At 64.7% G+C, this 23835-nt stretch carries 19 protein-coding genes; 13 read left to right on the top strand and 6 right to left on the bottom strand.

All coding sequences use genetic code 11. The annotated features are described in order from the left end of the window. Window positions 1–40 precede the first annotated feature (40 nt). From sbnA to VFZ66_06425, 9 genes are all read left to right on the top strand, one after another. Window positions 41–1162 carry a 2,3-diaminopropionate biosynthesis protein SbnA gene (sbnA, locus tag VFZ66_06465; GenBank protein HEX6288815.1) on the top strand — a complete coding sequence of 374 codons (1122 nt, stop codon included), beginning with the start codon at window positions 41–43 and terminating at the stop codon, window positions 1160–1162. Further along, the gene (locus VFZ66_06460) at window positions 1159–2574 is read left to right on the top strand and encodes an MFS transporter (GenBank protein ID HEX6288814.1); all 1416 of its coding nucleotides are present in this window, start codon (window positions 1159–1161) and stop codon (window positions 2572–2574) included. Before sbnA ends, VFZ66_06460 begins: the two co-directional genes overlap by 4 nt. A gap of 98 nt (window positions 2575–2672) precedes the next feature. Continuing rightward, window positions 2673–5261 carry a lantibiotic dehydratase gene (locus VFZ66_06455; protein ID HEX6288813.1) on the top strand — a complete coding sequence of 863 codons (2589 nt, stop codon included), beginning with the start codon at window positions 2673–2675 and terminating at the stop codon, window positions 5259–5261. 252 nt (window positions 5262–5513) lie between these two features. Further along, window positions 5514–6512 carry an L-glyceraldehyde 3-phosphate reductase gene (mgrA, locus tag VFZ66_06450; GenBank protein HEX6288812.1) on the top strand — a complete coding sequence of 333 codons (999 nt, stop codon included), beginning with the start codon at window positions 5514–5516 and terminating at the stop codon, window positions 6510–6512. Window positions 6513–6664: 152 nt separating this feature from the next. Next, the gene (locus VFZ66_06445) at window positions 6665–7507 is read left to right on the top strand and encodes a methyltransferase (GenBank protein HEX6288811.1); all 843 of its coding nucleotides are present in this window, start codon (window positions 6665–6667) and stop codon (window positions 7505–7507) included. Beyond that, the gene (locus VFZ66_06440) at window positions 7504–8217 is read left to right on the top strand and encodes a dihydrofolate reductase family protein (GenBank protein HEX6288810.1); all 714 of its coding nucleotides are present in this window, start codon (window positions 7504–7506) and stop codon (window positions 8215–8217) included. Before VFZ66_06445 ends, VFZ66_06440 begins: the two co-directional genes overlap by 4 nt. After that, on the top strand, window positions 8210–9256 hold the full coding sequence (locus VFZ66_06435) for a zinc-binding alcohol dehydrogenase (GenBank protein ID HEX6288809.1): 1047 nt from the start codon (window positions 8210–8212) through the stop codon (window positions 9254–9256). The genes VFZ66_06440 and VFZ66_06435 overlap by 8 nt, the downstream gene beginning before the upstream one ends. Before the next feature lie 9 nt (window positions 9257–9265). Beyond that, on the top strand, window positions 9266–9646 hold the full coding sequence (locus VFZ66_06430) for a 6-carboxytetrahydropterin synthase (GenBank protein ID HEX6288808.1): 381 nt from the start codon (window positions 9266–9268) through the stop codon (window positions 9644–9646). A gap of 2 nt (window positions 9647–9648) precedes the next feature. Then, entirely contained in the window at window positions 9649–10725 is a 1077-nt protein-coding gene (locus VFZ66_06425) for a glycosyltransferase family 4 protein (GenBank protein HEX6288807.1), read from the top strand. Here VFZ66_06425 and ribA read toward each other — a convergent pair. Together ribA and VFZ66_06415 are read right to left on the bottom strand one after the other, a co-directional pair. Continuing rightward, on the bottom strand, window positions 10722–11336 hold the full coding sequence (gene ribA / locus VFZ66_06420) for a GTP cyclohydrolase II (GenBank protein HEX6288806.1): 615 nt from the start codon (window positions 11334–11336) through the stop codon (window positions 10722–10724). The two genes, VFZ66_06425 and ribA, sit on opposite strands and share 4 nt — an antisense overlap. A 116-nt stretch (window positions 11337–11452) precedes the next feature. Then, the gene (locus VFZ66_06415; protein ID HEX6288805.1) at window positions 11453–12349 is read right to left on the bottom strand and encodes a 1-acyl-sn-glycerol-3-phosphate acyltransferase; all 897 of its coding nucleotides are present in this window, start codon (window positions 12347–12349) and stop codon (window positions 11453–11455) included. 83 nt (window positions 12350–12432) lie between these two features. Between VFZ66_06415 and VFZ66_06410 the strand changes: the two genes are divergently transcribed. Next, window positions 12433–12795, top strand: coding sequence for a hypothetical protein (locus VFZ66_06410; protein HEX6288804.1), 363 nt, complete (start codon window positions 12433–12435; stop codon window positions 12793–12795). Between the two features lie 344 nt (window positions 12796–13139). On the opposite strand, the gene VFZ66_06405 is transcribed toward VFZ66_06410, so the two are convergent. Next, window positions 13140–14099 (bottom strand): PAS domain-containing protein, encoded by a 960-nt coding sequence (locus VFZ66_06405; GenBank protein HEX6288803.1) that lies wholly within the window; start codon window positions 14097–14099, stop codon window positions 13140–13142. Between the two features lie 145 nt (window positions 14100–14244). Then, complete coding sequence (locus VFZ66_06400; GenBank protein ID HEX6288802.1) at window positions 14245–15732, bottom strand: cytosine permease; 1488 nt, start codon at window positions 15730–15732, stop codon at window positions 14245–14247. Between the two features lie 433 nt (window positions 15733–16165). Here VFZ66_06400 and VFZ66_06395 point away from each other — a divergent pair, with 433 nt between their 5' ends. From VFZ66_06395 to VFZ66_06385, 3 genes are all read left to right on the top strand, one after another. Then, window positions 16166–17047, top strand: a complete 882-nt coding sequence (locus tag VFZ66_06395) for an LLM class F420-dependent oxidoreductase (GenBank protein HEX6288801.1) — start codon at window positions 16166–16168, stop codon at window positions 17045–17047. Window positions 17048–17210: 163 nt separating this feature from the next. Next, window positions 17211–18056: an alpha/beta hydrolase gene (locus tag VFZ66_06390; protein HEX6288800.1), complete on the top strand. Its 846-nt coding sequence runs from the start codon at window positions 17211–17213 to the stop codon at window positions 18054–18056. 311 nt (window positions 18057–18367) lie between these two features. Continuing rightward, window positions 18368–19336: an aldo/keto reductase gene (locus VFZ66_06385; GenBank protein HEX6288799.1), complete on the top strand. Its 969-nt coding sequence runs from the start codon at window positions 18368–18370 to the stop codon at window positions 19334–19336. 142 nt (window positions 19337–19478) lie between these two features. On the opposite strand, the gene VFZ66_06380 is transcribed toward VFZ66_06385, so the two are convergent. Further along, window positions 19479–20411, bottom strand: a complete 933-nt coding sequence (locus VFZ66_06380; protein HEX6288798.1) for a hypothetical protein — start codon at window positions 20409–20411, stop codon at window positions 19479–19481. 494 nt (window positions 20412–20905) lie between these two features. Next, the gene (locus tag VFZ66_06375) at window positions 20906–23815 is read right to left on the bottom strand and encodes a glycoside hydrolase family 78 protein (GenBank protein HEX6288797.1); all 2910 of its coding nucleotides are present in this window, start codon (window positions 23813–23815) and stop codon (window positions 20906–20908) included. Window positions 23816–23835: the final 20 nt, after the last annotated feature.

Raw genomic sequence — 23835 nt, 5'->3', positions numbered from 1 at the left:
CGCAGGACGCGCTCCGGCGAGCCCACAATGAGGTGTTGATATGGTCCATGAATCGGTGGTCGCGTGCATTGGAAGAACGCCACTCGTGTACCTCCGTCGGCTGTTTCCGCAGCCCGGCCCCGACGTGATTGCCAAGCTGGAGTTCTTGAATCCCGGCGGCAGCGTCAAAGACCGGCCCGCGCGGTTTATCGTCGAGGAGGGTCTGCGCTGTGGAACGATTCACGCCGAGACGCATCTGATCGAGAGCTCTTCAGGCAATCTGGGGATCGCGCTGGCGATGGTGGCGCAGCGGTATCGGCTGGCGTTCACCTGTGTCGTCGATCCGGCAATATCACCGACCAATCTGCGGATTTTGCAACTGTTGGGCGCGCAGATCGAGATGGTCGAACAGCCCGACGACCAGGGCGGCTACCTCAAGACGCGCATTCAGCGCGTTCAGGAGCTGCTCCGGGTCCTGCCGGAGAGCATCTGGATCAACCAGTATGCCAACCAGCTCAACTGGCAGGCGCACTACTACGGAACCGGCGACGAGATCCTGAGCGATCTCGACGGGCCGATCGACTGTCTGGTGACAGCCGTCAGCACCACGGGCACGCTGCTCGGCCTTGCCCGTCGGCTGCGACAGGCGTTTCCCAGGCTGCATGTGATCGCCGTGGACGCCACCGGCTCGGTGATCTTCGGCGGGCCTGCGGGACCGCGCAAGATCCCAGGCATCGGAGCGAGCCGCCTGCCGGAATTGCTGAGCCTTGAAGAGATTGACGACGTCGTGTATATCAGCGACCGCGAGGCCGTCACGGGCTGCCGCGCGCTGGTCACGCACGAAGGGATTTTCGCGGGCGGCTCGTCGGGCTCGGTGATCGCCGCCCTGACCAAGCTGCGCCCATCCTTTCCGAAGTCGTACCGCGTCCTGACGATCTTGCCCGACCGGGGCGAGCGCTACCTTGATATGGTGTACGACGATGCCTGGACCGCTCAACTGCCGCAGGTCGAGGACGTGCCGATGCGTGCGCTGCACGCGAGCGCCCGCCCATCCGCCGCCGCGTCGGAGGCAGTTGAGCCACACCGCACTGGTCGTCGCGAGCGAGCACCGCTCCACCCGACGACCAGCTCTTTCCAGCATGCGCGCGCATGCTGGCTGTATCATGAGGAGGAAACCCCATGACCCAAAGCGCTGCTCCGCAGCCGAGCGCTGCTCCCGAAGGCATGCGCGCCTTTTTCATCGTCTGGTTCGGCCAACTTGTCTCATTGATTGGATCGGGCCTGACCACCTTTGCCCTCGGCGTGTGGGCCTATCAGCGCACCGGCTCCGTCACGCTGTTTGCGATGATCACCCTGGCAGGCACGCTGCCCAGCATTCTCGTCTCGCCCTTCGCGGGCGTGTATGTCGATCGCTGGAACCGGCGCAGGGTGCTGATCGCCAGCGATTTCGGCTCGGCGATCCTCACGCTGCTCGTCGCGCTCCTGCTGTGGAGCGATACGCTCGCGATCTGGCATATCTGGGGCATTGTCGCCATCCGCTCGGTGATCAGGGCCTTCCAGCTCCCGGCCTATACCGCCTCGGTAACAATGCTGATCCCCAAAGCGCAGCTCACGCGGGCCAACGGCATGATGCAGTTTGGCACCGCCGCCGCCCAGATCGTCGCGCCGCTGCTGGCAGGCGTGCTGATGGAGATCATTTTCCTGCAAGGCATTATCCTGATCGATGTTGTGACCTTCGTGGTGGCGGTCGTCACGCTGCTCGTGGTCAGCATTCCCCAGCCGGCCTCGAAAGGAGGCCAGAAGCGCTCGGTGCTGCGTGAGGCCAGCGATGGCTGGCAGTATATTACCCAGCGGGCGGGCCTGCTTGGCATGCTGATCTTCTTCGCGCTGGTGAACTTCGCGTACGGCCTGGCGCAAGTGCTGTTCACGCCGCTGGTGCTGAAGTTTTCGACCGTCGCGGCGCTTGGCACGATCGCCTCGGCTGGCGGCGTGGGATTGCTTGCGGGCACGCTCCTGCTGAGCACCTGGGGCGGTCCCAAGCCGCGCATTCACGGCGTGCTCGGCTTCGGCGTGCTCTTTGGCTTCAGCTTCTTCCTGGCCGGTGTCCAGGCCTCGACCTGGCTGATCGGCGTGGCGTCGTTTGTGTGTATGTTCTGCGTGCCGTTCATCAACGGCTGTACCCAGACGATCTGGCAGGTCAAGGTTCCGCCTGAGATTCAAGGCCGTGTCTTTGCCACCCGCCTGATGATCGCCTGGTCGACCGCTCCCCTGGCCTATGCGCTCGCGGGTCCGCTCTCGGACGGCGCGTTCGAGCCGCTCCTCGCTGACGGCGGCGCGCTCGCGGGATCGGTCGGGGCGCTGATCGGAACCGGGCCGGGCCGTGGCGTTGGCCTGCTCTTTGTCCTGATCGGTCTGACCGTGATGGCTACGGCGGTCGGCGGCTATCTCTACCGACCGCTGCGGACGGTAGAAGCCCAGCTACCGGACGCGATCACCGATAAGCCAGCGGCAGCCGCCCCGGCTCCTGCGGAGCCGTCCAAGCCGGAGCGCGAGCCGGACGTACCCGCAGGCGAGCCAGCGGCCAGCGCGGGCTAAGCGTTGTCTGCGACGAGAACGATCGAGGATCGGGAAGGAGCCTCCCACAGAGGCTCCTCCCGCGTCTGCCTACCTGCCTCACCAAGGATCGTCACACTATGGATCACACCCTTCAGCGCTCCACCGCGCACGCAGCCATCCACGCGACGACATCTGCCATGATCGCGGACGAAGAACCCAGGTTGCCGGACCATCTGGCGCGGCTGCCCGATCCGCAGTGGGCGATCTGGCGCTGGGTGGGATTAAGAAGCGCGGGCTTTCCCATCGATCATCTGCTGGCGCTGGGAGCGCCGCAGTGGGCCGCAGCGGTTGATCGCTATCTTGAGCTGGAAGCTGCCGCGCAGCAGGCGCAGGAGCGCGCGCTGGAGGCGCTGCGCGAGATTCTGGATGCTCCGCCGCCGGAGCAGCGCGATCCGGTCGTGCGCGCCATCCAATCGCTGAAGAAGGGCCAGCCCCCAAAGCTGGCCGTGCCGCCCGCCGCCGCGTCTGCGGTCGCAGCCTTCTGTGAGCTTCAGGCCGAGGCCCAGGCCGCGCTGGCTGAGGTCGAGCGCGCCGTGCGGCTGGCAACGGCGCACGCCGCGCGTGCGATCCGATCGATCGCCCACGACCCCGCCTTCCGCGAGGCGCTGATCTGGCAAAACCGTCATGCCCTACAAACGGGCGTTGATGCGCTCCTGCGACAATCGCCAGACACGCCCGTGCGATCGTCGAAATATCGGCAGCACGAGGCGCTGGTCGTCAGCTACATCCAGCGCTACTGCGCCAAAAACGACACCATCGGATTTTTCGGGCCGGTCGGATGGGCGTATGCGCGGGACGAGGGACCGGCGGCCACCATGCGGCCCGGCGCGCAGCTCCTGGCTGCCAGAACGGTCTACTTCGACGGCTGGGGCATCGACGCGCTGGCCGAGATCCTCGCCAACGATGAGTCGCTGCATCCCTGGCTCGCGCCCCGGCGTCTGCCGCATGTCTTTGTTGACGGCACCACCCTGCATTTGCCGCTGGTGCCGCCCGCGCGTATTCCGGCGCTCCAGGCGGCGGTTCTGGCGGCGTGTGATGGCGTGCGCACCGCCAAAGAGCTGGCGACGGATCTGGTCAATGACCCGACGACCGGCGTGACGAATAGCGCCGATGTTTATAAGATCTTGAAGAAGCTATGCGCGCTGAACCGGATTGTCTGGACGCTTGAAGTTCCCGCCGAAGGCTTATACCCTGAGCAGAGCCTACGCCAGCAGCTTCAGCGGATCGAGGACGATCAGCTTCGGCTGCGATCGCTCCAGGCGCTCGCCGAGCTTGAGACGGCCCGGACCGCCGTTGCCGATGCGCGCGGTGATGTTGCGCGGCTGGAGCAGGCGATGGAGCGCCTGGAGTCGACCTTCACCCGGCTGACCGGCGTTCCAGCCACCCGTCGCGCCGGAACAACCTACGCGGGCCGCACGCTGGTCTATGAAGACTGTCGCCGCGATATTGAGGTCACGTTCGGCCCGGCCTTGATCGCCTCGCTCGGAGAGGCGCTGGCGCCGATCTTCACCAGCGCGCGCTGGTTCACCTATCGGGCAGCCAGCCTGTATCGCCAGGCGTTCACCGCGCTGTACTGGGATCTGACACAGAAAGTCGGCTCGCAAACCGTCGACTTTGCAAGCTTCTGGCTCTGGGCGCATCCGGTGATCTTCGGCGAGGTGACACAGCCGATCGAAGCGCTTGAGCGCGAATTTCAGAGCCGCTGGGCGGATATTCTGGCGATCCCTGAGGGCCAGCGCCATGTCGTGTACGCAAGTCGGGAGATTCAGCGCAACGCTGCCGCAGCGTTCGAGGCGCCGAGTCGCGGCTGGGCAGCGGCGCGCTACCATAGCCCGGATGTGATGATCGCCGCGCCGAGCATCGAGGCGATCAGGAGCGGACAGTATCAGGCCGTCCTTGGCGAGTTGCATCCCGCTGCCAATACCCTCAAAACGGCGCTGTTTGTCGGCCAGCACCCCGCGCCGGAGGAGCTGTTTCAGGCGGTCGCCGCCGATTTTCCCGATCCGAACGTTGTGCTGGTCGCATCGCGCGAGTCCGGCGGGCCGACCCTCAGGCTCAGCGGCGCGTTGATGTCGCCCCACGATCTCCGGCTGGTCTTTGCCCATGACTCGTGCGGCCTCGATCCGGAGCACGCGCTGCCGATCAGCGCGCTGGTGATCGAAGCGGTCGACCAGACGTTGATGGTTCGGACCCGCGACGGACGCCTGTGCTTCGAGATCATCGAGCTGCTCGGCGAGCTGCTGATGATCCGGCTGCTGCACCATTTCTCGATGATTCGCCGCGCCACGTACACGCCGCGCATCAGCTTCGACTCGCTGGTCATTTGTCGGGAGTCCTGGCGCTTTCGGCCCGAAGATCTGCTGTTTGGCCTCGACGAAACCGAGCGCCTGCTCGCGGTGCGCCGCTGGGTCCGCGCGTTTGACCTGCCCCGGTTTGTGTTCATCACGACGCCGACCGAGAAAAAACCATTTTATGTCGACTTCGAGAGTCCCGCCTCGATCGATCTCTTTGCCAAGGCGGTGCGCCGCGCGGCGGAAGCGCATCCGGCGGAAGCATGTATCAAAGTCACGGAGATGCTGCCCGATCCGAGCCAGACCTGGTTGGCGGATCACGAGGGTCGGCGCTACACCTGCGAGCTGCGGATCGTCGCGGTCGATATGGCATGAGCCAGCAGCGCCAGCGCGCACGACGAACCCTCCGACGCCTTGATGAGCGCGGACACGACCGGGGAAGCAGCGGCACCTGCGCCCGATCGATCCGGGCGGCCCTGGCGATCGTCGCGTCAGCGCTCACGCTTGCTCTCCCCGCGAAGGTCTGATCCATGGTCGCCCTCAGCATCCGATGGACTCGGCCCAGGATCGAGCCGTGGTAGAATAGCGTCCCGTGGATTTGCTGCGGTCGTGTGAGAGGACGCCCCGATGAATGCCTATCAACCAGCGGAAACGCGCTATGATACGATGCGCTACCGTCGCTGTGGGAGAAGCGGGCTCATGCTTCCGGCCATTTCGCTTGGCCTTTGGCATAATTTTGGCGGGGTAGACACGTTTGAAAATGCGCGCACGATGCTGCGGCGGGCGTTCGATCTTGGGATTACCCACTTCGATCTCGCCAATAACTATGGCCCCCCGCCGGGCTCTGCTGAGGAAGCGTTCGGGCAGATCCTCCGCCGCGATCTCGCCGCCTATCGCGATGAGCTGATCATTTCAACCAAAGCGGGCTATGCCATGTGGCCCGGTCCCTATGGCGATTGGGGATCGCGCAAATATCTTGTCGCCAGCCTCGACCAGAGCTTGCGCCGCATGGGCGTAGACTACGTGGACATTTTTTATCATCACCGGCCCGATCCGGAGACGCCCCTGGAAGAAACGATGGGCGCGCTCGACGTTATTGTGCGGAGCGGAAAAGCGCTGTATGTCGGCATCTCATCGTACGATCCCGAACAGACTCGTGCAGCCGCGCAGATCCTACGGCGGCTAGGCACGCCCTGTGTGATCCATCAGCCCAGCTACAATATGTTTAATCGCTGGATCGAAGCAGGGCTGCTCGACGCGGTGGAAGAGACTGGCATGGGCTGTATCGTGTTCTCGCCGCTCGCGCAGGGCCTCCTCACCGATAAGTACCTCAAGGATATTCCGCCCGACTCACGGGCAGCGAAGCCGCACGGATTTCTGCAAGCCGACGACATTACTGAGGAGAAGCGCTCGCAGCTTCGCCGTCTTCAGGAGCTTGCAGCGGCGCGCGGTCAGTCATTAGCGCAGCTCGCGCTCGCCTGGGTGCTGCGGCACCCGCAGGTAACATCCGCGCTGATTGGCGCAAGTCGGCCCGCGCAGATCGAGGATGCCGTCCGAACGCTCGATCGGTTAAGCCTGGCGGAAGATGAATTGCAGGCGATCGAGCGCATCCTGGCGGCGAGCTAATCGAGCGCATCGATCGCCGCGATCGTGCGCGTCACGGCGATTGCCCGGCGCGATTTCTGATACAATGGGCCGCACAGGCGCTCCAGGGAAAGATCACGGCGTTGGATCATCGAGCACAGCGTGAACAAAATCGACGATCGTGGAACGCGGTTGTGCCAGCGCATGAAAGCCACCGCGCCGATCAGGCTGCGTTTTTTCGCGGCGGCGGCTCAACGCTCTTTGCCGAGGAGCGGGCGCTGCTCGGCGATGTCGCGGGCTGTACGATCGCGCACCTGATGTGTAACGCGGGCCAGGATACGCTGAGTCTGGCGCAGCTCGGCGGGATCGTGACCGGCGTGGATCTCAGCGACGACGCGATCACCAGCGCGCTGTCGCTGGCCGCTGCGACGCAGCTTCCGGCAACCTTTGTGCGCGCCGACGTGTACGACTGGCTGCGTGAGACTTCGGCTGGCGCGCAGCGCTTCGACATCGTGTACGGCGCGTACGGCGTGATCTGCTGGCTCGACGATCTCAACCTGTGGGCGCGGGGCGTCGCGGCGATCCTCAAGCCCGGAGGCCGCCTCGCGCTGGTCGAGTTTCATCCAGTCTCGAATATCTTCGATCGTTCCTGGCGGCTGGCGGCAGATTATCCGGCGGGCGGGCGTCTGCTGCCGCTGGCTGGCATCGGCGATTATGTGGGCGCATCAGAGGGCGGCCTCACGCCTGGCGGCTATGCCGAGGGCATCCAAGACTTTGTGAATCCTGAGCCGTGCTACCTTCATCAGTGGGGGCTGGGCGAGGTCGTGACGGCGCTGGCCGAGGCCGGGCTGGTGATCACCGCGCTGCACGAGTATCCCTACATCAACGGTGAGCGTCCGTTCGCGGACATGCGCGCCGACGCGGATCGGCGGATGTATCCGCCCGACGGCGTGCCAGCGCTGCCGCTGATGTACGGGCTGTCGGCGCGCAAGCGCGACGAGGCGCAGGCCGACCGACCGGATCGGCAGTGCTCGTGAGCGTTCGTCCGCCAAGCACCAGCGATCGACGGCGACCGCTCGTGACGCTGAGCTACGCGCAGACGCTCGATGGGCGGCTGGCGACACGCGGCGGCAGCTCGCAGTGGATCGGCGGCCCGGAGTCGCTGGTGTTTGCGCACACGCTGCGCGCCCAGCACGACGCGATCATGATCGGCGTCAACACGGTGCTGATCGATAATCCGCGCCTGACGGTGCGACACGTCGCCGGTCGCAATCCGCTGCGGGTCGTCGTCGATAGCGCGCTGCGCACGCCGCTGACGGCAGCCGTGCTCGCCGATGGCGCGGCGACAGGAACGCTGATCGCCGTCACGTCGCGCGCGCCTGCCGATCGGATCAGGGCTATGCAGCAGCTCGGCGCGCGCGTGCTGCTGCTGCCTGCCGATGACGAGAAGCACGTCGATCTCCGGGCGCTGCTCGCGGCGCTGCACGACCACGGGATCGCGACGCTGATGGTCGAGGGCGGGGCGGCGCTGCTCACGGCGCTGCTGCGGGCACGCCTGGCCGATCGACTGGCGGTGTGTGTTGCGCCCAAGATTCTTGGCAGCGGCATCGAGGCCGTGGGCGAGCTTGGCATCACGTCGCTGCCGGAGGCGCTGCGCCTGGTCGACATGTCGACCAGACAGTACGGCGCGGATCTTGTGATCAGCGGCGATCTCCGGTATCCGGCGGCGGAGGTGGCGCATGGCTGAGTCGCTGCGGGCACTTGCGGTGTGGTTCAGCGCGGCACGCACGGTTGAGCTGCGCGCGGAGACTGTGCCGCCGCCAGGTCCGGGCCTGGTCCGCGTGCAAACGATCGCGTCGGCGGTGAGCCAGGGCACCGAGCGGCTGGTGTATCGCGGCGAGGTTCCGTCCGACCTGCCGCTGGACCTGCCGACGCTTGCAGGCAGCTTCGGCTTTCCGATCAAATACGGCTACGCGGCGGTCGGTCGTGTGCGTGATGTCGGGCCGGACGTGCTGACGCACGCGCCGGGCGATCTGGTCTTCGCGCTGCATCCACACCAGACGATCTTCAATCTCCCGGCGAGCGCCGCGCTACGCCTGCCCGCAGCAATCGATCCGCTGCTCGGCGTCTTTACCGCCAATCTCGAAACCGCCGTCAACATTGCCCACGACACGCCGCTGCATTTTGGCGAAACCGCGCTGATCTTCGGGCAGGGCATCGTCGGGCTGCTGGTGGCGCAGGTGCTCCGTCTGGCGGGTGCCCGCCGCGTGATCGCGGTTGAGCCCGCGCCCGTGCGCCGCGATCTGGCTCGTCGCGTCGGTGTCGACGTGGTGCTGGCACCCGCCGCCGACCTGCGGGAGCAGGTTCGGGCCGCGAATGCGGGCCGCGCGCCCGACGTGGCGATCGAGGCCAGCGGATCGAGCGCGGCGCTCCAGGCGGCGATCGACAATGTGGCCCAGGATGGCGCGGTGGTCGTCGCCTCGTGGTATGGGACCAAGCCCGTGCAGTTGATGCTGGGCGACCGCTTTCATCGCGGACGGGTGCGGCTGATCTCGTCGCAGGTAGGACGGCTCAATCCGGCGCTCGGCGCGCGCTGGGACTATGCGCGGCGCTCGGCAACCGTGCTCGATCTGCTGCCAGAGCTGGCGCTGGCCGATCTGATCACGCATCGCATCGCGCTGGCCGACGCGCCCGCCGCCTATCGCCTGATCGACGAGCAGCCGGATCAGATCGGGCAGATCATCCTGACCTACGATGCGCCATGCGACGCATCGATCGCCTCGTGAGGAGGGCGCATGTACGAGATTGGCGTGATCGCGCAGTTCGAGGCCGCGCACCGGCTGACCGGCGATTTTGGCCCGGCGACGCGGCTGCACGGGCATACCTACCGGCTCGAAGTCATCGCGCGCGGCGAGCGGCTGCGGCCAGACGGCACGCTCTATGATCTTGGGGCGCTGCGCGCCACCGTGGATACGATCGCCGCCGATCTGCACTACCGCGACCTGGATGAGATTCCGGGCCTGGTCGGCAGCAACACCACGGCGGAGACAGTCGCCGACTATTGCTGGCGCAGGATCGCGCCGACCCTGGCGGACAGCCTGCTGCGCTCGCTGCTGGTGCGCGTCTGGGAATCGCCGCAGGCCTACGCTGCCCGCGACGATCGGCTGCCTGAGTAGCCATGCTGCGTCTCGCCTTCATCACGGTAGGCAACGCGCGACGGCACACCGGCGGCTACCTGTATCATGCGCGCGTATTTGCCGGGCTACGATCGCAGGGCTTCGCGATCGACGAGATCAGCGCGAGCGCCGCGCCGCTTGAGGATCAACTGGCGGCAGCGGCGGCGTTCGGCGCGACGTTCGATCCGCAGCGCTACGACGCCGTGGTGATCGACGCGCTTGCGCGCGGCGTGTGCGGCGCGTGGATCGCGCGCTGGCGGGCGAGCTGTCCGGTCGTGGTGCTGGTGCATCAGCTACCCAGCGTGGCCGAGGCGGATCGCGGGCAGATCGAGCGTGAGCAGGCGTTGGAAACGCCGCTGCTCTGCGCCGATCGCCTGATCGCCGTGAGCGAGCATGGCCGCGACCTGCTGATAGCGCGCGGCGTGCCAGCCGAGCGGATTGCCGTTGTCTCGCCTGGCTTCGATCGCCTGCCTGTTGAGCCAGCGCAGGAGCCGCGCCAGCGCCCGCCGGAAGCGCCGCTGCGGGTCCTGTGTGTCGCGCAGTGGATCGCGCGCAAGGGCCTGACGACGCTGCTCGCCGCGTGGCAGCAGCTTGCTTCGGTCGACGCCGTGCTTGAGCTGATCGGTGAGACGGATGCCGATCCGGCGTATGCAGCCCAGGTCGAGGCGCTGCTCGCTGAGATTCCAGCGGGTCGGGTGATCGTGCGCGGCCCGGTCGCAGACGACGCGCTGCACCAGGCCTATCGCCGCGCCGATCTGTTTGTGCTGCCGTCGCGCTTCGAGGGCTATGGCATGGTCTACGCCGAAGCGCTGGCGCATGGCCTGCCGATTATCGCCTGCAACGTGGGGCCGGTGCCGACGCTGATCACGCCGCGCGCAGGCGTGTTTGTGCCGCCGGATGATTCGCGCGCGCTGGCACAGGCCTGCGATCGGCTGCTGCATGATCCGGCGACTCGCGCCCGGCTGGCGTCAGGCGCGATGGAGCGCGCCGCCACGCTGCCACGCTGGGCCGATACGACGGGCGCGTTTGCCCAGGCGATCATGCAGGCGGTCAGCGGATCAGACTGTGGCAGCGCCTAGCTCATGACCAGGCGGAGCTGACCAAACGGCAGCATGTGGCCCATGCGGGTGCATTTGGTTTCGAGATAGCGCAGATTTTGAGGATTCGGCGGCGTTTCCACGGGCACGCGCGCATCGACGCGAATGCCGTAGCGCTCCAGGCCCTCGATCTTCGCCGGGTTGTTGGTCAGCAGGCAGATCTGACGAATGCCGAGATCGGCCAGCATAAGAGCCGCGTCGCCATAATCGCGCATGTCTTCGGGGAGGCCAAGCGCAAGATTGGCGTCTACGGTATCGAAGCCCTGATCTTGCAGCGCGTAGGCGCGAATCTTGTTGGTCAGTCCTATGCCGCGCCCTTCCTGACGCAGATACAGCAGCACGCCACGGCCCTGCTGCTGTAAAAAGCGCAGACTCTGCTCTAGCTGCTCGCCGCAATCGCAGCGGCTTGAGCCGAAAATGTCTCCGGTCAGACACTCTGAGTGCAGCCGGACGTACACCGGCGCGCCATCATCCACGGTGCCGACGACCAGCGCGACATGTTCTTGCTGGCTCGCGCTCTGATACACATGCATGGTAAATTCACCATACCGCGTGGGGAGGATCGTCATAGCGACGTGTCGCGTCTCGGTCATAGCGGTGCTCACTCCTTTGGTGACAGATCGTAGGGATCTCGAAGAGTATACGATGTCGGCGCGGCTTTGTGATCGGACATACGTCCGATGCGCTGCGGATGCGCTGGCTGCGCGCATCAGCGGGGCGGAACCTGGGCCAGGACGCGCCGGGCCTCGGCTTTGACTACAGTGCTGATCGCCGTCTCCGACCGGTGCGCGGCAACCGAGATCGGATTGCCAAAGGCGACGCTGACCGTGGCGCGCTGGTAGGCCCGCAGTTGAATCTGGAGCAGCGCTGCCAGCCACTGGCGATCTTTCGACCGCCGCCGCAGATAGGTGAGCGGATGGCGCAGCGCGGCCCGTGACAGGACGCCGCTGACAATCACCGGCACGATCGTCAGATCGGATGCAAAGCGCGCGAAGAGATCGATGCTGGCCGACCACTGCTCGATCGATTCCGACGCGCCGGGCAGGACCGCCGGGTCGGGCTCGATCTGCCCGGCGGCAAAGGTCAGCACTGCGCCGCCGGAGCGCAGATGCCGCGCCGCCGCGCGAATCGCGCTCGTCCGGCTGGCCGCTGTGTCGTCGATATAGAGCAGATAGCGCGAGGTATTGGGCAGCGCGCGCAGGAATGGCCGATCCGCTGCGACAATGCGCAGGTCAGGACGCTCGATCGCCGTGAAGAGCGCGGTTGTATCCCACAGGCCGGGATGATTCGCCACAAAGAGCGTCGGGCCGCTGCGCGGGTAGCGCTCCTGTCCCGTGATCGAGAGTCCCCCGGCAAAGCGGCGAATGGCCCACGCGCCGCCTGCCGCCAGACTTTCGTCGCCGACCAGATCATCGTAGGCGATCACCTGCCGGGCAAATCGTCGCGCTGGAAGCCGGACCAGCCGCTCCAGAAGCCGCCGCCCGCGTCGAACGCCGCCGAGTCCCAATCCGCCGAGCAGATCATCGGTGTTGACACGACTCAGCCGTGCGAGCTGTTCGGCGCGCGGGTCATGGGCTGGCTGATCGGTTGCAATCGGCTGCTGCATGTCTGGGATCTCCAATGCGCGACAGGGATGATCTACAGTAGCAGCATACCACCAACTCACTCCGCAAGCTAAGGAGCAGATCTATGGTTTCACCGCGTACGACCACCGATCGGCTGATCCGCGTCGGCATTATCGTGCTGACCCTGGGCACGGCGCTCACGCATGTCTCGCTGCTGTTCCCCGACCCGGTGTTTATCCTGAATGGGCTAGGCTATCTGGGGCTGCTGGGCGCGCTGTACCTGCCGATCCCGATGCTGGTGCCATACCGGCGGCAGATACGCTGGCTGCTGATCGGCTATACGCTCCTGACGATCAGCCTGTGGCTGGCCTTTGGCTCACGAATCGTGATCGGCTATCTCAACAAGCTCAACGAGATCGTGCTCATCGCGCTGCTGCTGGTGGAACAGCGCCGCTCCGCATCCGGCAGCCGCTCGCCGCATGCGTGAAGGCTGGCCGTGGCGGGCGATGCCCAGAACAGCCTCGGATGCGCGCTTGCGAGTATATCATTACCAGCGTCAAGACCTGGGTCGTCGATTGATCGGCGCGCCTATCGGACATCCCGATCGGGCGCTTGCTGAGGCGGCTCGAAAGCGCGCATGCCGCAGCGGAGGTCGGCGTGCGCGCCATACCTGCGGCAATGATGATGCGATGATCCGGGGAGGTCGGCTGCTTGTAGCCTGGATCAGTCGCCGCTCAGCACCCGCGTGTCATTGCATACACAAGGTGCTGAGCGGAACCATGGAAGGGGCGGAGCCTCCTGTGTCGCGATACACGTGCGCGCACGCAGCGCTCAGGACTTCTGAGCGCCGCCTACCGTCCGCGCATGCGTGGCTCGCGCCGCAAATACCAACCCTTGCTGCGCTAACGCATAGGCTATGCCGGCGTGCAGGTTGCTGCATGTCACCAGCGCCTGCAACGTGACGCCTAGCTGAACGAGTGTTTGCGCAATTTCGGGCGAGATACCAACCAGCACACATTGTGCGCCGAGCAGCTTCGTGGCCTCCGCAGCTTGCAGGATGCGGTTCGCTACCGCCGTATCGATGACTGGCACGCCCGTGATGTCGATAATAACGAAGGCTGCTCCCGACTGGTGCACGCTCTCAAGCAGGACCTCCATAATCTTCACGCCGCGATTGGTATCGATATGCCCCACCAGCGGCAGGACTAAGATGCGATCGGCAATCGGCATCACCGGCGTCGATAGCTCGTTGATGGTTTCAAGCAGCCGTTCCTGCTGCTCGATCACCGCTCGTAAGCGTGCTTCGCTCTGGCGCAGAGCCTCCTCTGCCTGCCGACGCTCGGTGACGTCAAGCGCTGCTCCTACCATACCGATCACGTCGCCCTGGGCATTGCGGAGCGGCACATTATGCGCCGTGATCCATCGTTCGCAACCATCCGGTCGCGTCAGCGGCGCCTCGAAGTTATGAATCGGCTGCCCTGAAGCCATGATCTCTTCATCCGAGGTCAGGTACAGCTCTGCAAGGTCGGGTGGAAAGATCTCAGCGTCAGTCTTGCCAACCAGGTCCTCCATTGACGTGCCAATCATGTCTAGAAATGCCTGGCTGCCTGCTAAATAGTGATGCTGACGATCCTTGACGTACACTAAGGCAGGAATGGCTTGCAGCAGCGCCTCCTGCTCAAGCGTTTTTTGTTGGAGTGCCTGCCCCAGTGCGTGGGCAGCCTGCACCTGTTGCTCAAGCTCTGCAACACGCTGACGCAGCGCGATGACCTCGTTGGGATCGGCGTTCATGCTCTGCTCCGTTATAGCCATAGCTGCTGCTCCTGGGGTGCCGGATGGCAACGATCAATCATTGCTTTCCCTTCTATCCTGAGACGATGCTGGCGCTGTGCGTGTCCTGGTCGTCTTGCTACTACATCGTCACACGCTGGCGATCCTAGCGAGAAACGTTCACGTGCTCATCCTCAGCGGCTCGTACGGCTGAGCGCGCGGACCCGATCGTGCGGCGCTCCGTAACATAATACAGCGTTCCTGTCAGCACCATGCCTACAAACAGGCTGAGATCTGCGCCTCCGAGGTAGGCGATCACCAGCGGGCTGGCCCACAGCGTGGAGTTAGAAAACGCGAACGACGCGATAATGCCTGCAAGGTACACCACGACGGCTGACCGGTTCACGCCGTTGCGAAACCAGTACGGTCCACTTCCCCAGGTGTGCAAGCCACGTATATGGTAGCGACCACCTCGAAGCCAGTAGTCGACAATCAGAATCGCGGCCCACGGCGCAAGAAAGCACAGGGAAAGCAACAGCAATTGGGCATAGAACGTCATGAAATCGACCATAAAGACGGCGATGTACGTCATCATGCTGGCGATCACGCCGATGACCAGAACCGCTATCCAGCGCGGCGCATGGACTCGTAAGGCTAAGAGGCCCAGCCCTGCGGTGTACAGGTTCATGACGTTGTTCGCAACCGCGCCGATCAGCACCGCCGCGAGAAAGATCAGGATGTACCAGACGGGCAGCAGATGCGGAACATTGGCGAGCGGATCGTTCATGTCTACGAGCGTAGCCAGCAGCGCGCCGATCGAGCAGCCCAGGATATTGGCGGCACCCATGCCGAGCGCGCTGTAGAACGCGACGCGCGTGCCTTTCGTCTGGCGTGGAAGGTAGCGCGCATAATCGGCGGCATAGTTTGTCCACGCTAGGGGTCCGGCGAACATCAGGCTCACCGCCAGGAGCCATGTGCCAAGGACGCTGCTGTCGGCCAGCGTCGCGGCTGCGGGATATGCCCAATTGACGCGCGGAAGAATCACCACGAGCAGGCCGGTCAGCACGATCGACACGCCAACCGCAAACACACGCTCAAGCGCCATCACCAGCGCATGACCGACGATCGCGATGATCATTTGTACTACCAGGACCACAGCGACGAGGATGGCCTTGAGCGTCGTGCCGGGTGAAATGCCCGCCACCTGGAGCACCTGAAACAGCGCAAACGCAGCAAAGACCGAGTTCACTGCTACCCATCCCGACACCGACACAAAGCTAATGGCTGCGGCGAACAGGTTGCCCTTGTGTCCAAAGGCCGCGCGGGTGTTGACGATCGTGGCTGTTGCGGTGATTGGCCCAGGCAGCGCACACAGGCCAAAAACAATCGCGCCGAGGATATTGCCGAGCACGACAGCCAGCAGCGCCTGCCATAAGCTGAGGCCTAGCAGAATCAGGAGCGCGCCAGCGGCAAGCGTCACGTAGTTATAGGCGCCGCCAAGCCAGGTCCAAAATAAGGCACGCGGCTGTCCGTACCGCTGATCCGCCGGAATTGGGTCAAGACCATGCTGTTCAACGATCAACAGGTCGGAAAGACGCGCTTTCAGCGTGGTGTTGGCCGGGTGGGTAGGTTCGGAAGGAACGGAATCTACCATTGGGGGGATCCTTTTACGAGCGAGCGACCATAGGCCACAGTGGGCTGCTATGATGTGCGGTGCGTCAACGAGTACGATACAGGCAGGCCAATCAACGAATCACACCCGGTGGGCAAGACTCGTCACTGGCACCAGGAAGCGTCTGATAGCGCATGGGCCATCGATGTACGTGGCGATGATCCTATGGATGTGTTCTATGGCGTCATGCCATAAGCGCGACGTAGTGTACCGAGCGCGCATCGCTCCTACCAGAGCTAATAGTTTATGTTAAGCAGCGAAAAAAGTAACCCACGCAACGGAGACTCGTGATTCTTCTACCGTCAACTCCAGGCGCGTACCTATCTCGCAGTTGCAGCCCGTGCTATGGTAGCGGCACATACAACATCGATGTGGACGCGCGTCCACACCTGCCCTTGTGGAAAGGATGAACGTCATGCAGATCGGGTTGCAAGTTCCCTCGTTCACCTGGCCGGGTCAGCCAGCCACGATCGGACCAACGCTGGCCGAGATTGGCCGTGCGGCGGATAACGCGGGCTTTGCCAGCCTGTGGGTCATGGATCACTTTTTCCAGATTCCGGTGATTGGCTCGCCCGACGAGCCGATGCTGGAAGCGTACGCCGCGCTGAGCTACCTGGCTGCCGTGACCAGGCGCGTGAAGCTCGGCGCCCTGGTGACAGGCGTGATCTACCGCTACCCCGGCGTGTTGATTAAAACCGCGACGACGCTCGATGTGCTCTCCGGTGGCCGGGCCTATCTGGGCATCGGCGCAGCCTGGAATGAGCACGAGTCGCGTGGCCTGGGGGTGCCCTTCCCGCCGCTGAAGGAGCGCTTCGAGCAGCTTGAGGAGACGTTGAAGATCGCGCAGCAGATGTGGCGCGACGACACGCAGCCGTATCAGGGAACGCACTACCAGCTAGCCGAGCCGCTGAACCGCCCCCAGCCGTTAAGCAGGCCCCACCCACCGATTATGATCGGCGGCGGCGGCGAGCAGAAGACGCTGCGCCTGGTGGCACAGTACGCCGACGCCTGTAATCTCTTCGGGCGACTGGGCATCGACGAGCTACGCGGCAAGCTGGAGGTGCTGCGCCGCCACTGCGACGCGGTTGGCCGCAGCTACGATGCGATCGAGCGCACCGTCCTCAGCACGGTTCACCTGGCGAGCGATGGGATGACGCCGAGCCAGGTGGTCGCGTATTGCCGCGAGATGGCTGACATCGGCATCCAGCATATCATCTTCAATATGCCAAATACGCATGAGATCGCCCCGATTGAGACGTTTGGCCGCGAGATTATTCCAGAGGTGGCAGCGCTGTAGCGCGTGGATGCTGAGTCGTCCGAGGGCGCGCGTGAACCGGACACACGCACCGCTGCGGGTAGCCGTATCTCGCGGCGGCGCTCCCCGCTCGCGTGACGCCAACTCGTGTTGCATGTGTTCGGTATCATGATCCGGTCCTTGTTCTGCGGATTGGAGCGCGGCGATGAACGACCGTACGCATACCCTGCAATATCCCGCCATTCCCCTCTGGCACGGTAGTCCACCGCGTGCCCGTGGGGCGACGCCCCACGACGATCCGAGCCTCACGCCCTACGTGCCACAGCGAGAAACCCCGACCGGTGCGGCGATCGTCGTCTGCCCCGGCGGTGGGTACCACCACCTGGCGCCCCATGAAGGACATGATTATGCGCTCTGGCTCACGCTGCATGGGATCACCGCCTTTGTCCTGCGGTATCGGCTTGGCGCCGAGGGCTATCGCCACCCCGCAATGCTGGATGACGTGACCCGCGCGCTGCGGCTGGTACGGGCACGGGCCGAGGAATGGCAGCTTGATGCCGCACGGATTGGAGTCATGGGATCGTCGGCTGGCGGTCATCTTGCCGCTACCCTGCTCACGCGCTGGGATGCGGGACGCGCCGATGCCGCCGATCCGATTGACCGGCAAAGCTCACGACCAGATCTCGGCATTCTGTGCTATCCCGTCATCTCGATGGGACCCGTTACTCACGAGGGGTCGAGGCAGAACCTGCTCGGAGATCATCCGTCAGCCGATCTGGTCCACCTGCTTTCAAACGAGCTGCATGTGACTCCACAAACACCGCCCTGTTTCATCTGGCACACCTGGGAAGATCCGGCGGTGAAAGTCGAGAATAGCCTGGAGTTTGCTGCTGCCCTGCGGCGTCATGGCGTCCCCTTTGACCTGCATATCTATCAGCGCGGGCAGCACGGGCTTGGTCTTGGAGATGGGCCACCGTTCCATCAGGCCCATCCGTGGACCACGACGCTTAGGGAGTGGTTGCAGATCTATGGCTTTGTGAGCGCCTCGTAGTCCCGATACCGCACCGCTGCCCACGTCGTGCGGCCACACACACCGACGACCTGTGGGGACCAGGACGCCGATGATTCGCGCTGCCGCACACGACGAGACGTGAGGCTGCTCAACATGGCCGTACGTGGATGGATTGCTCGGCTCGCGCTGCGCACAGTGGGCAGCGCGTTCCCTTGGGCGGCTTCTGGCGACGTAACAGGTGTACCACGTGTCAGGTTGATCCTGTACCAACGCCCGAAGGCAGGTCGGGACAGGCGCGGTACGCTTGATGTCGTACCCGGCATTGCGCCAGCAGCACCCTTGGAGGCCATATGAGCGCCCTTGCCCTGCGACCACTTGGCGGCAGTACCCTTGCGATTACCCGCGTCGGAATCGGCACCGCCCCGATCGGCTCATCGCCCGGCTGGTCCATCGACTGGGGTCCCCAGGATGAGACGGATGCCCTGCGGGCGATTCATACCGCCATGGATCTGGGGATCAACTGGATCGACACCGCTCCCTTTTACGGCTGGGGGCGGGCTGAGCAGCTCGTTGGCCGCGCCCTGCGCGGTCGACGGGACGGCATGCTGATTTTTACGAAATGTGGCACGCTGCCCACGCGGAGCGGCGCATGGTATGAGAATCTCACACCGGCGAGTATACGCCGCGAAGTAGAAGCGAGTCTGCGCAACCTCCAGACCGACTATATCGACCTCTACCAGTTGCACGACCCCGATCCCACCACGCCGATCGAGGAGTCGTGGCAGGCCATGCAAGCGCTGATCGACGAAGGCAAAGTGCGATATGGCGGTTTGTCGAATCACCCCGTGGAGCTTGTGGAGCGCGCCTTAGCCGTCGCGCCCGTGATCGCGAATCAGCATCAGTATAACCTGCTCAACCGCGCCATCGAACAGAGCGTGCTCCCGTTCTCGGCGCAGCATCACATTGGCGTCCTCGCCTGGGCGCCCCTCGCCAGTGGGTTTCTGGTTGACTCGTTTGATGTGCATCGGCTGAGCGCCACTGACTTTCGCCGTCGCCTTGCGTACGCGCAGCCACCCGCCTATCAGCAGCTCAGCCAGCTCCGCGCGATGTTGCAGCGCATCGCCCAGCGCCATGGCCGCACGCTACGCGATCTCGCAATCGCCTGGGTGCTCCGGCAACCGTCAGTGACGGGCGCGATCATTGGCATTCGCAATGCCTACGAAGCGCGCGCGATGGTCGAGGGCATCGATTGGGACTTGACCAACGACGACCTCGCCAGGATTGAGCAGGCGCTCGCACACTGGCGAGATCAGTCATAGCCAGGCATCCAGCTCCTCCTTCCAGCGCTGCTCGCCGGGTGGCGCTGCGCTGCGAAGGGCTACGCCGCCGATGCGGTCTGGCGGAACACGATCCGGCGAGTCCTCGTCCCTGCGCAAGATGCGGCTCGACGATCCCGCTGCGCTAGCGGGATACACGCACAATCGTGTAGGTCGTTTCGGGTGTGTTCGGCGTGCCAAAGCGAGCATTCACCGCGTACAGGCTGTTGCCAAACGCGGCCACCGTCGTGGGCACATCAAACGCCGGATTGGTTATCGTATCGACGACGGTCCCGGTGCTGAGATCGGGTGCCAGCTCAACGACGGCAATCTGATTAAGCCGGTTGCGCACCACATACAAGGTCTGCCCGCTTAATAAAATGCCATCGCCATTCGTGACTGAGGCACCGCCCAGGTCGATCACTGTGGCAACGCCGCTCTGGGGATCGACCTCGAACAGACGGCCTAAGGACGAGTTAACCACGATGAGCGATTTCCCGTCGGCGGTCGCTTCGATCCCGTTGGCATTGTTACCAGTTCCTTGCTGCCACGCGCCGCTCAGCGGAATGGCCTCGAATCCATCGGCTGCCGAAACCTCCCCAGCCGGACCCAACGGCACCCGGTAGAGCACAGGTTGCCGCGAGTCGGTGAAGTAGGCGGCGTCGCGCGTCACGATCACATCGTTAATGAAGGTTGCCGTGCTCGACGTGAAATCATAGTAGGCTACCTCCGCGCCGGTTGCGGCATCGTACACATACGCATCGCCCGTCGCGCCGCCCGCTACAAAGATGTAGTTGCTCCGGCGATCAAAATCAAGACCAACCGCGACACGACCCGTCGCACCAGCGACCAGAATGCTCCCCTCGCCGGTCCGCAGATCAGCGGCATAGATCGCGCCGTTCGCGCGCGACCCGGAGTAGATGATCGGCCCGCGCCCCGTTACGACGCCCTCAGGCAACCACCCGTTCGGCAGACTGATTACCGATGGAAACGTGTCTGTGCCTTGTGCCCGCACCGCACCGACGACAAACACGGTCGCAACCAGTCCACCAACTACGATCCACAGTAATCGTCGCATACCCTCCACTCCTTGGCTGACAGGCTAGTCCTCCTGAGTATTGTAGCAGGGTCTGGTACCGCGCACAGGAGAATTGCCGATCTCGCGCTCGTCGGGCCGACCGCAGGGGAACGTGAACGGCATTCGTGCCGCTGAGGGGAGACGTGACATTCATCACCGTGAAGGGCAGCGCGAGCAGCGGCTCCCCATCGGCCAGGCACACGCCCAACCGCGCGCTATGCGGGCTGGAACTGGAGTCTCCAGCCCGTCACGTCCACGAATGCAGCCCCCGCCACCGCGATCTGGCCCCTGAGATCGTGGTTGGACAGCACACAACGATGCCCGGACTTCGATCATCACGGCGGCCCGTCCGCTTACCTGCGGCACTAGCGCCTGAGCCGACAGCGAAGCGGTCGTGCCGCAGGTAATCCGGTTGTTCATGGAAGCATATTCCCCCTCGTCGGCCAGGCATCAGTCAGGGCGCATCTGCGTGGGCCTCTCCAATGGAGGGCGCGTCATGACGACCCTTGATCGCTGCGTGGTGCTGCGTCGTGCTGCATCTCCGCCAGCGCGGTGTCGAGATCGGCGCGCAACGTGCCGATCTTCGCCCGCATCGCAAGGAGCTGGCGCAGCGTCAGTCCTCGGTTTCCCGCTATCCCGTTCCGGGCTTCGATCTGGTCGACAAGCTCCGGCGCATGCCGCGCGATCGTCGCACGGACCACCACCCATGCCTCCGGGTCGTCGAGGATCTCACCGAGCGTGCTGTCGAGCGAAAGCGGCGGTCGCAGCGGAGGCAACGCCTGATACGGCACTGACCAGCGGTGCGTCCCGGCTCTCACCTCGAACCGCTGGGTAGCGACACCTGGCAGCGTGACGCTGGCCGTCGTGTTGGGCGGCACCACCACGTCGACCGTCATCTGCCCCGCTCGGATCTCCCAGGCGCATTCGGCGATGCCGTAGGGCGTTCGATGCCGCGTACGAGCGCTTGAGATGCCACCGCCCGGACGTGGCCGGATGTCGAGGCGACGATACCCCGGAGCGGCAGGTGCGAGGCCACCCACGGTGCGGTGCAGCCAGTCCGCGATAGCGCCGAGCGCGTAGTGATTGAACGAGGTCATCTCGCCCGGATTAATCGTGCCATCCGGGAGCATACTATCCCAGCGCTCCCAGATCGTGGTTGCGCCCATCGTCACCGGATACAGCCACGACGGACAGGCGCGCTCGGTCAGCAGCCGGAACGCCGCGTCCGTCTCGCCCACACTGCACAGCGCATCGCAGATCAGCGGCGTGCCCACAAAGCCCGTGCTGATACGGTACTCGTTGTCTCGGACAAGCGCGGCGAGTCGAGCGCCGGCATGAAGCCGCTGCTCGGCGCCAGGGAGCAGGGCGAACGTAAGCGCGAGCGCATAGGCCGTCGAGGAATCGCTGATCACGCGACCGTTGGGCGTGACGTACTCATTGTTGAACGCCGCGCGGACCTCAGCCGCGAGCGCGAGATAGCGCACGGCCTCGGCTGTGCGTCCAAGCACCTCTGCCGCCTGGCCGAGCAGCTCGGCGGAGCGCGCGAAGTACGCCGTGGCGACAACCGATTTGTCGGTGCGGGCATCGGCTGGGCGGTCCGGTGGTGCCGCCGGATCGAGCCAGTCGCCGAACTGGAATCCACGGTCCCACAAGCGTCGCTTGCCCGCCGCTCCGGCCACAACGTCTACCCAGGTCCGCATGCTCTCCCACTGCTGCGCCAGCACGCCCGCGTCGCCGTACCGCTGATAGAGCACCCAGGGTACAATCACCGCCGCGTCGCTCCACGCCGCAGCGGGTGGTGTTGCTCCCAGAATGTTCGGCACCACGAACGGCACCACGCCATCGAGATCGTGCTGGTCAGAAGCCAGATCCTGAAGCCACGATTCGAGAAACCCGGCGCTGTCGTACAGGAAGCATGCGGTAGGCGCAAACACCTGAATATCGCCGGTCCAGCCGAGTCGCTCATCGCGCTGGGGGCAATCGGTCGGGAGGTCGAGGAAGTTGCCGCGCATGCTCCAGACGACATTCTCGTGCAGCCGGTTGATCAGCGGATCGGAGCACTCGAACCAGCCGGTCCGCTCAAGATCGGAGTGGCACACGACCGCACGAAGACGATCCGCGTCGATCGCCCCAGGCCAGCCCTCGATGTCAGCGTAGCGGAAGCCGTGGAAGGTGAAGCGCGGCTCCCAGGTTTCCACACCATCACCGCGCAGCGTGTAGCGGTCGATGGCGGCGGCGTACCGAAGCGGGCGCGTCCCCAGCTCGCCGTGCTCAAGCACCTCAGCGTGGCTCAGGGTGATCGTCTGCCCGGCGCTGCCCTGGACCGTCAGACGCAGCCGACCGACGAGGTTCTGACCAAAGTCGACGAGCGTACGTCCTGATGGCGACGTGGTGATGCCGACCGGCGCGATCAACTCGATGCGCCGCACCGGCGGCCCGGTCGGCGCCACGAGTGTGGCAAGATCGCGGTCGATGGGCCGCACGGCGCTCCAATCGCGGTCGTCGTAGCCCGCAGACGACCAGCCGGGCCGCTCCAGGCGGGCGTCATACGTCTCGCCGTCGTAGAGCTCGCTGGCGAGGATGGGGCCGGTCGCAGCCCGCCAGCGCTCATCGGTGACGATGCGCGCGCTGGTGCCGTCGGCATAGCTGATCTCAAGCTGGGCCAGCAGCGCGAGCCGATCGCCGTAGGTATTGCGCCACCCGCCGCTGAAGCCGAGCCGTCCGCGAAGCCAGCCGTCGCCAAGCAGCGCGCCCAGCGCGTTGCGGCCTTCGCGCAGCATTGTGGTTACGTCAAACGTCTGGTAGCGCAGCCGATGGTCGTAGCTGGTCCAGCCCGGAGCAAGGACGTGATCGCCGACGTCGACGCCGTTGAGCTGCGCCTCGTACACGCCGAGCGCGGTGATGTAGAGCCGGGCGTGTCTCACACCCGGTCGTATGTCGAACTCATGGCGCAGCAGGGGCGCGGGCTGCGGCGTGGTCGTATCCTCGTCCCAGTCCGGCGTCACAAACCGTGCGGTCCAGTCATGGGGATCGAGCAGCCCGGCCTCGACGGGAAACTGCGCGCTCCATGCTGACGGATGTCCCTCGGTACTCCAGGCCCGAGCCCGGACGTGGAGCCGCTCACGGGATGCGAGCGGCGCGAACGGCCACGGCACGAGGACCGACTGGCCCGATGCGATCTGCCCGGTCTGTTCGCGAAGCAGACCATCGACACCGTAGCATTCAAGCTCATAGCCGGCCTGAAGCCAGCCCTCGGTTTCCGTGTCAACGATCCACGACAGCCGGGGGCGCGCAGTGCCGATCCCAAGCGCATCGTCGCGGTGCTCAAACCGCACCTCGGTGATGGCCGCCGCTTCCGCAGCACCCCTTAACGATATGTTCTGGTGAGGTAGTTCCTGAGTCACGGTATCCTTTTCCTCTTGTG

The organism is Herpetosiphonaceae bacterium (assembly GCA_036374795.1).
Lineage (GTDB): Bacteria > Chloroflexota > Chloroflexia > Chloroflexales > Kallotenuaceae > LB3-1.
This window is presented reverse-complemented; position numbering and strand designations above follow the sequence as displayed.

Excerpts from the sequence above, each read along its gene's own strand:
- VFZ66_06405 (HEX6288803.1), bottom strand. The coding sequence starts at position 14,099 with ATGAACGCCGATCCCAACGAGGTCATCGCGCTGCGTCAGCGTGTTGCA.
- VFZ66_06435 (HEX6288809.1), top strand. The coding sequence starts at position 8,210 with ATGGCTGAGTCGCTGCGGGCACTTGCGGTGTGGTTCAGCGCGGCACGC.
- VFZ66_06415 (HEX6288805.1), bottom strand. The coding sequence starts at position 12,349 with ATGCAGCAGCCGATTGCAACCGATCAGCCAGCCCATGACCCGCGCGCC.
- VFZ66_06390 (HEX6288800.1), top strand. The coding sequence starts at position 17,211 with ATGAACGACCGTACGCATACCCTGCAATATCCCGCCATTCCCCTCTGG.
- VFZ66_06380 (HEX6288798.1), bottom strand. The coding sequence starts at position 20,411 with ATGCGACGATTACTGTGGATCGTAGTTGGTGGACTGGTTGCGACCGTG.
- mgrA (HEX6288812.1), top strand. The coding sequence starts at position 5,514 with ATGAATGCCTATCAACCAGCGGAAACGCGCTATGATACGATGCGCTAC.
- VFZ66_06430 (HEX6288808.1), top strand. The coding sequence starts at position 9,266 with ATGTACGAGATTGGCGTGATCGCGCAGTTCGAGGCCGCGCACCGGCTG.
- VFZ66_06425 (HEX6288807.1), top strand. The coding sequence starts at position 9,649 with ATGCTGCGTCTCGCCTTCATCACGGTAGGCAACGCGCGACGGCACACC.
- VFZ66_06460 (HEX6288814.1), top strand. The coding sequence starts at position 1,159 with ATGACCCAAAGCGCTGCTCCGCAGCCGAGCGCTGCTCCCGAAGGCATG.
- sbnA (HEX6288815.1), top strand. The coding sequence starts at position 41 with ATGGTCCATGAATCGGTGGTCGCGTGCATTGGAAGAACGCCACTCGTG.
- VFZ66_06455 (HEX6288813.1), top strand. The coding sequence starts at position 2,673 with ATGGATCACACCCTTCAGCGCTCCACCGCGCACGCAGCCATCCACGCG.
- VFZ66_06395 (HEX6288801.1), top strand. The coding sequence starts at position 16,166 with ATGCAGATCGGGTTGCAAGTTCCCTCGTTCACCTGGCCGGGTCAGCCA.
- VFZ66_06410 (HEX6288804.1), top strand. The coding sequence starts at position 12,433 with ATGGTTTCACCGCGTACGACCACCGATCGGCTGATCCGCGTCGGCATT.
- ribA (HEX6288806.1), bottom strand. The coding sequence starts at position 11,336 with ATGACCGAGACGCGACACGTCGCTATGACGATCCTCCCCACGCGGTAT.
- VFZ66_06385 (HEX6288799.1), top strand. The coding sequence starts at position 18,368 with ATGAGCGCCCTTGCCCTGCGACCACTTGGCGGCAGTACCCTTGCGATT.
- VFZ66_06400 (HEX6288802.1), bottom strand. The coding sequence starts at position 15,732 with ATGGTAGATTCCGTTCCTTCCGAACCTACCCACCCGGCCAACACCACG.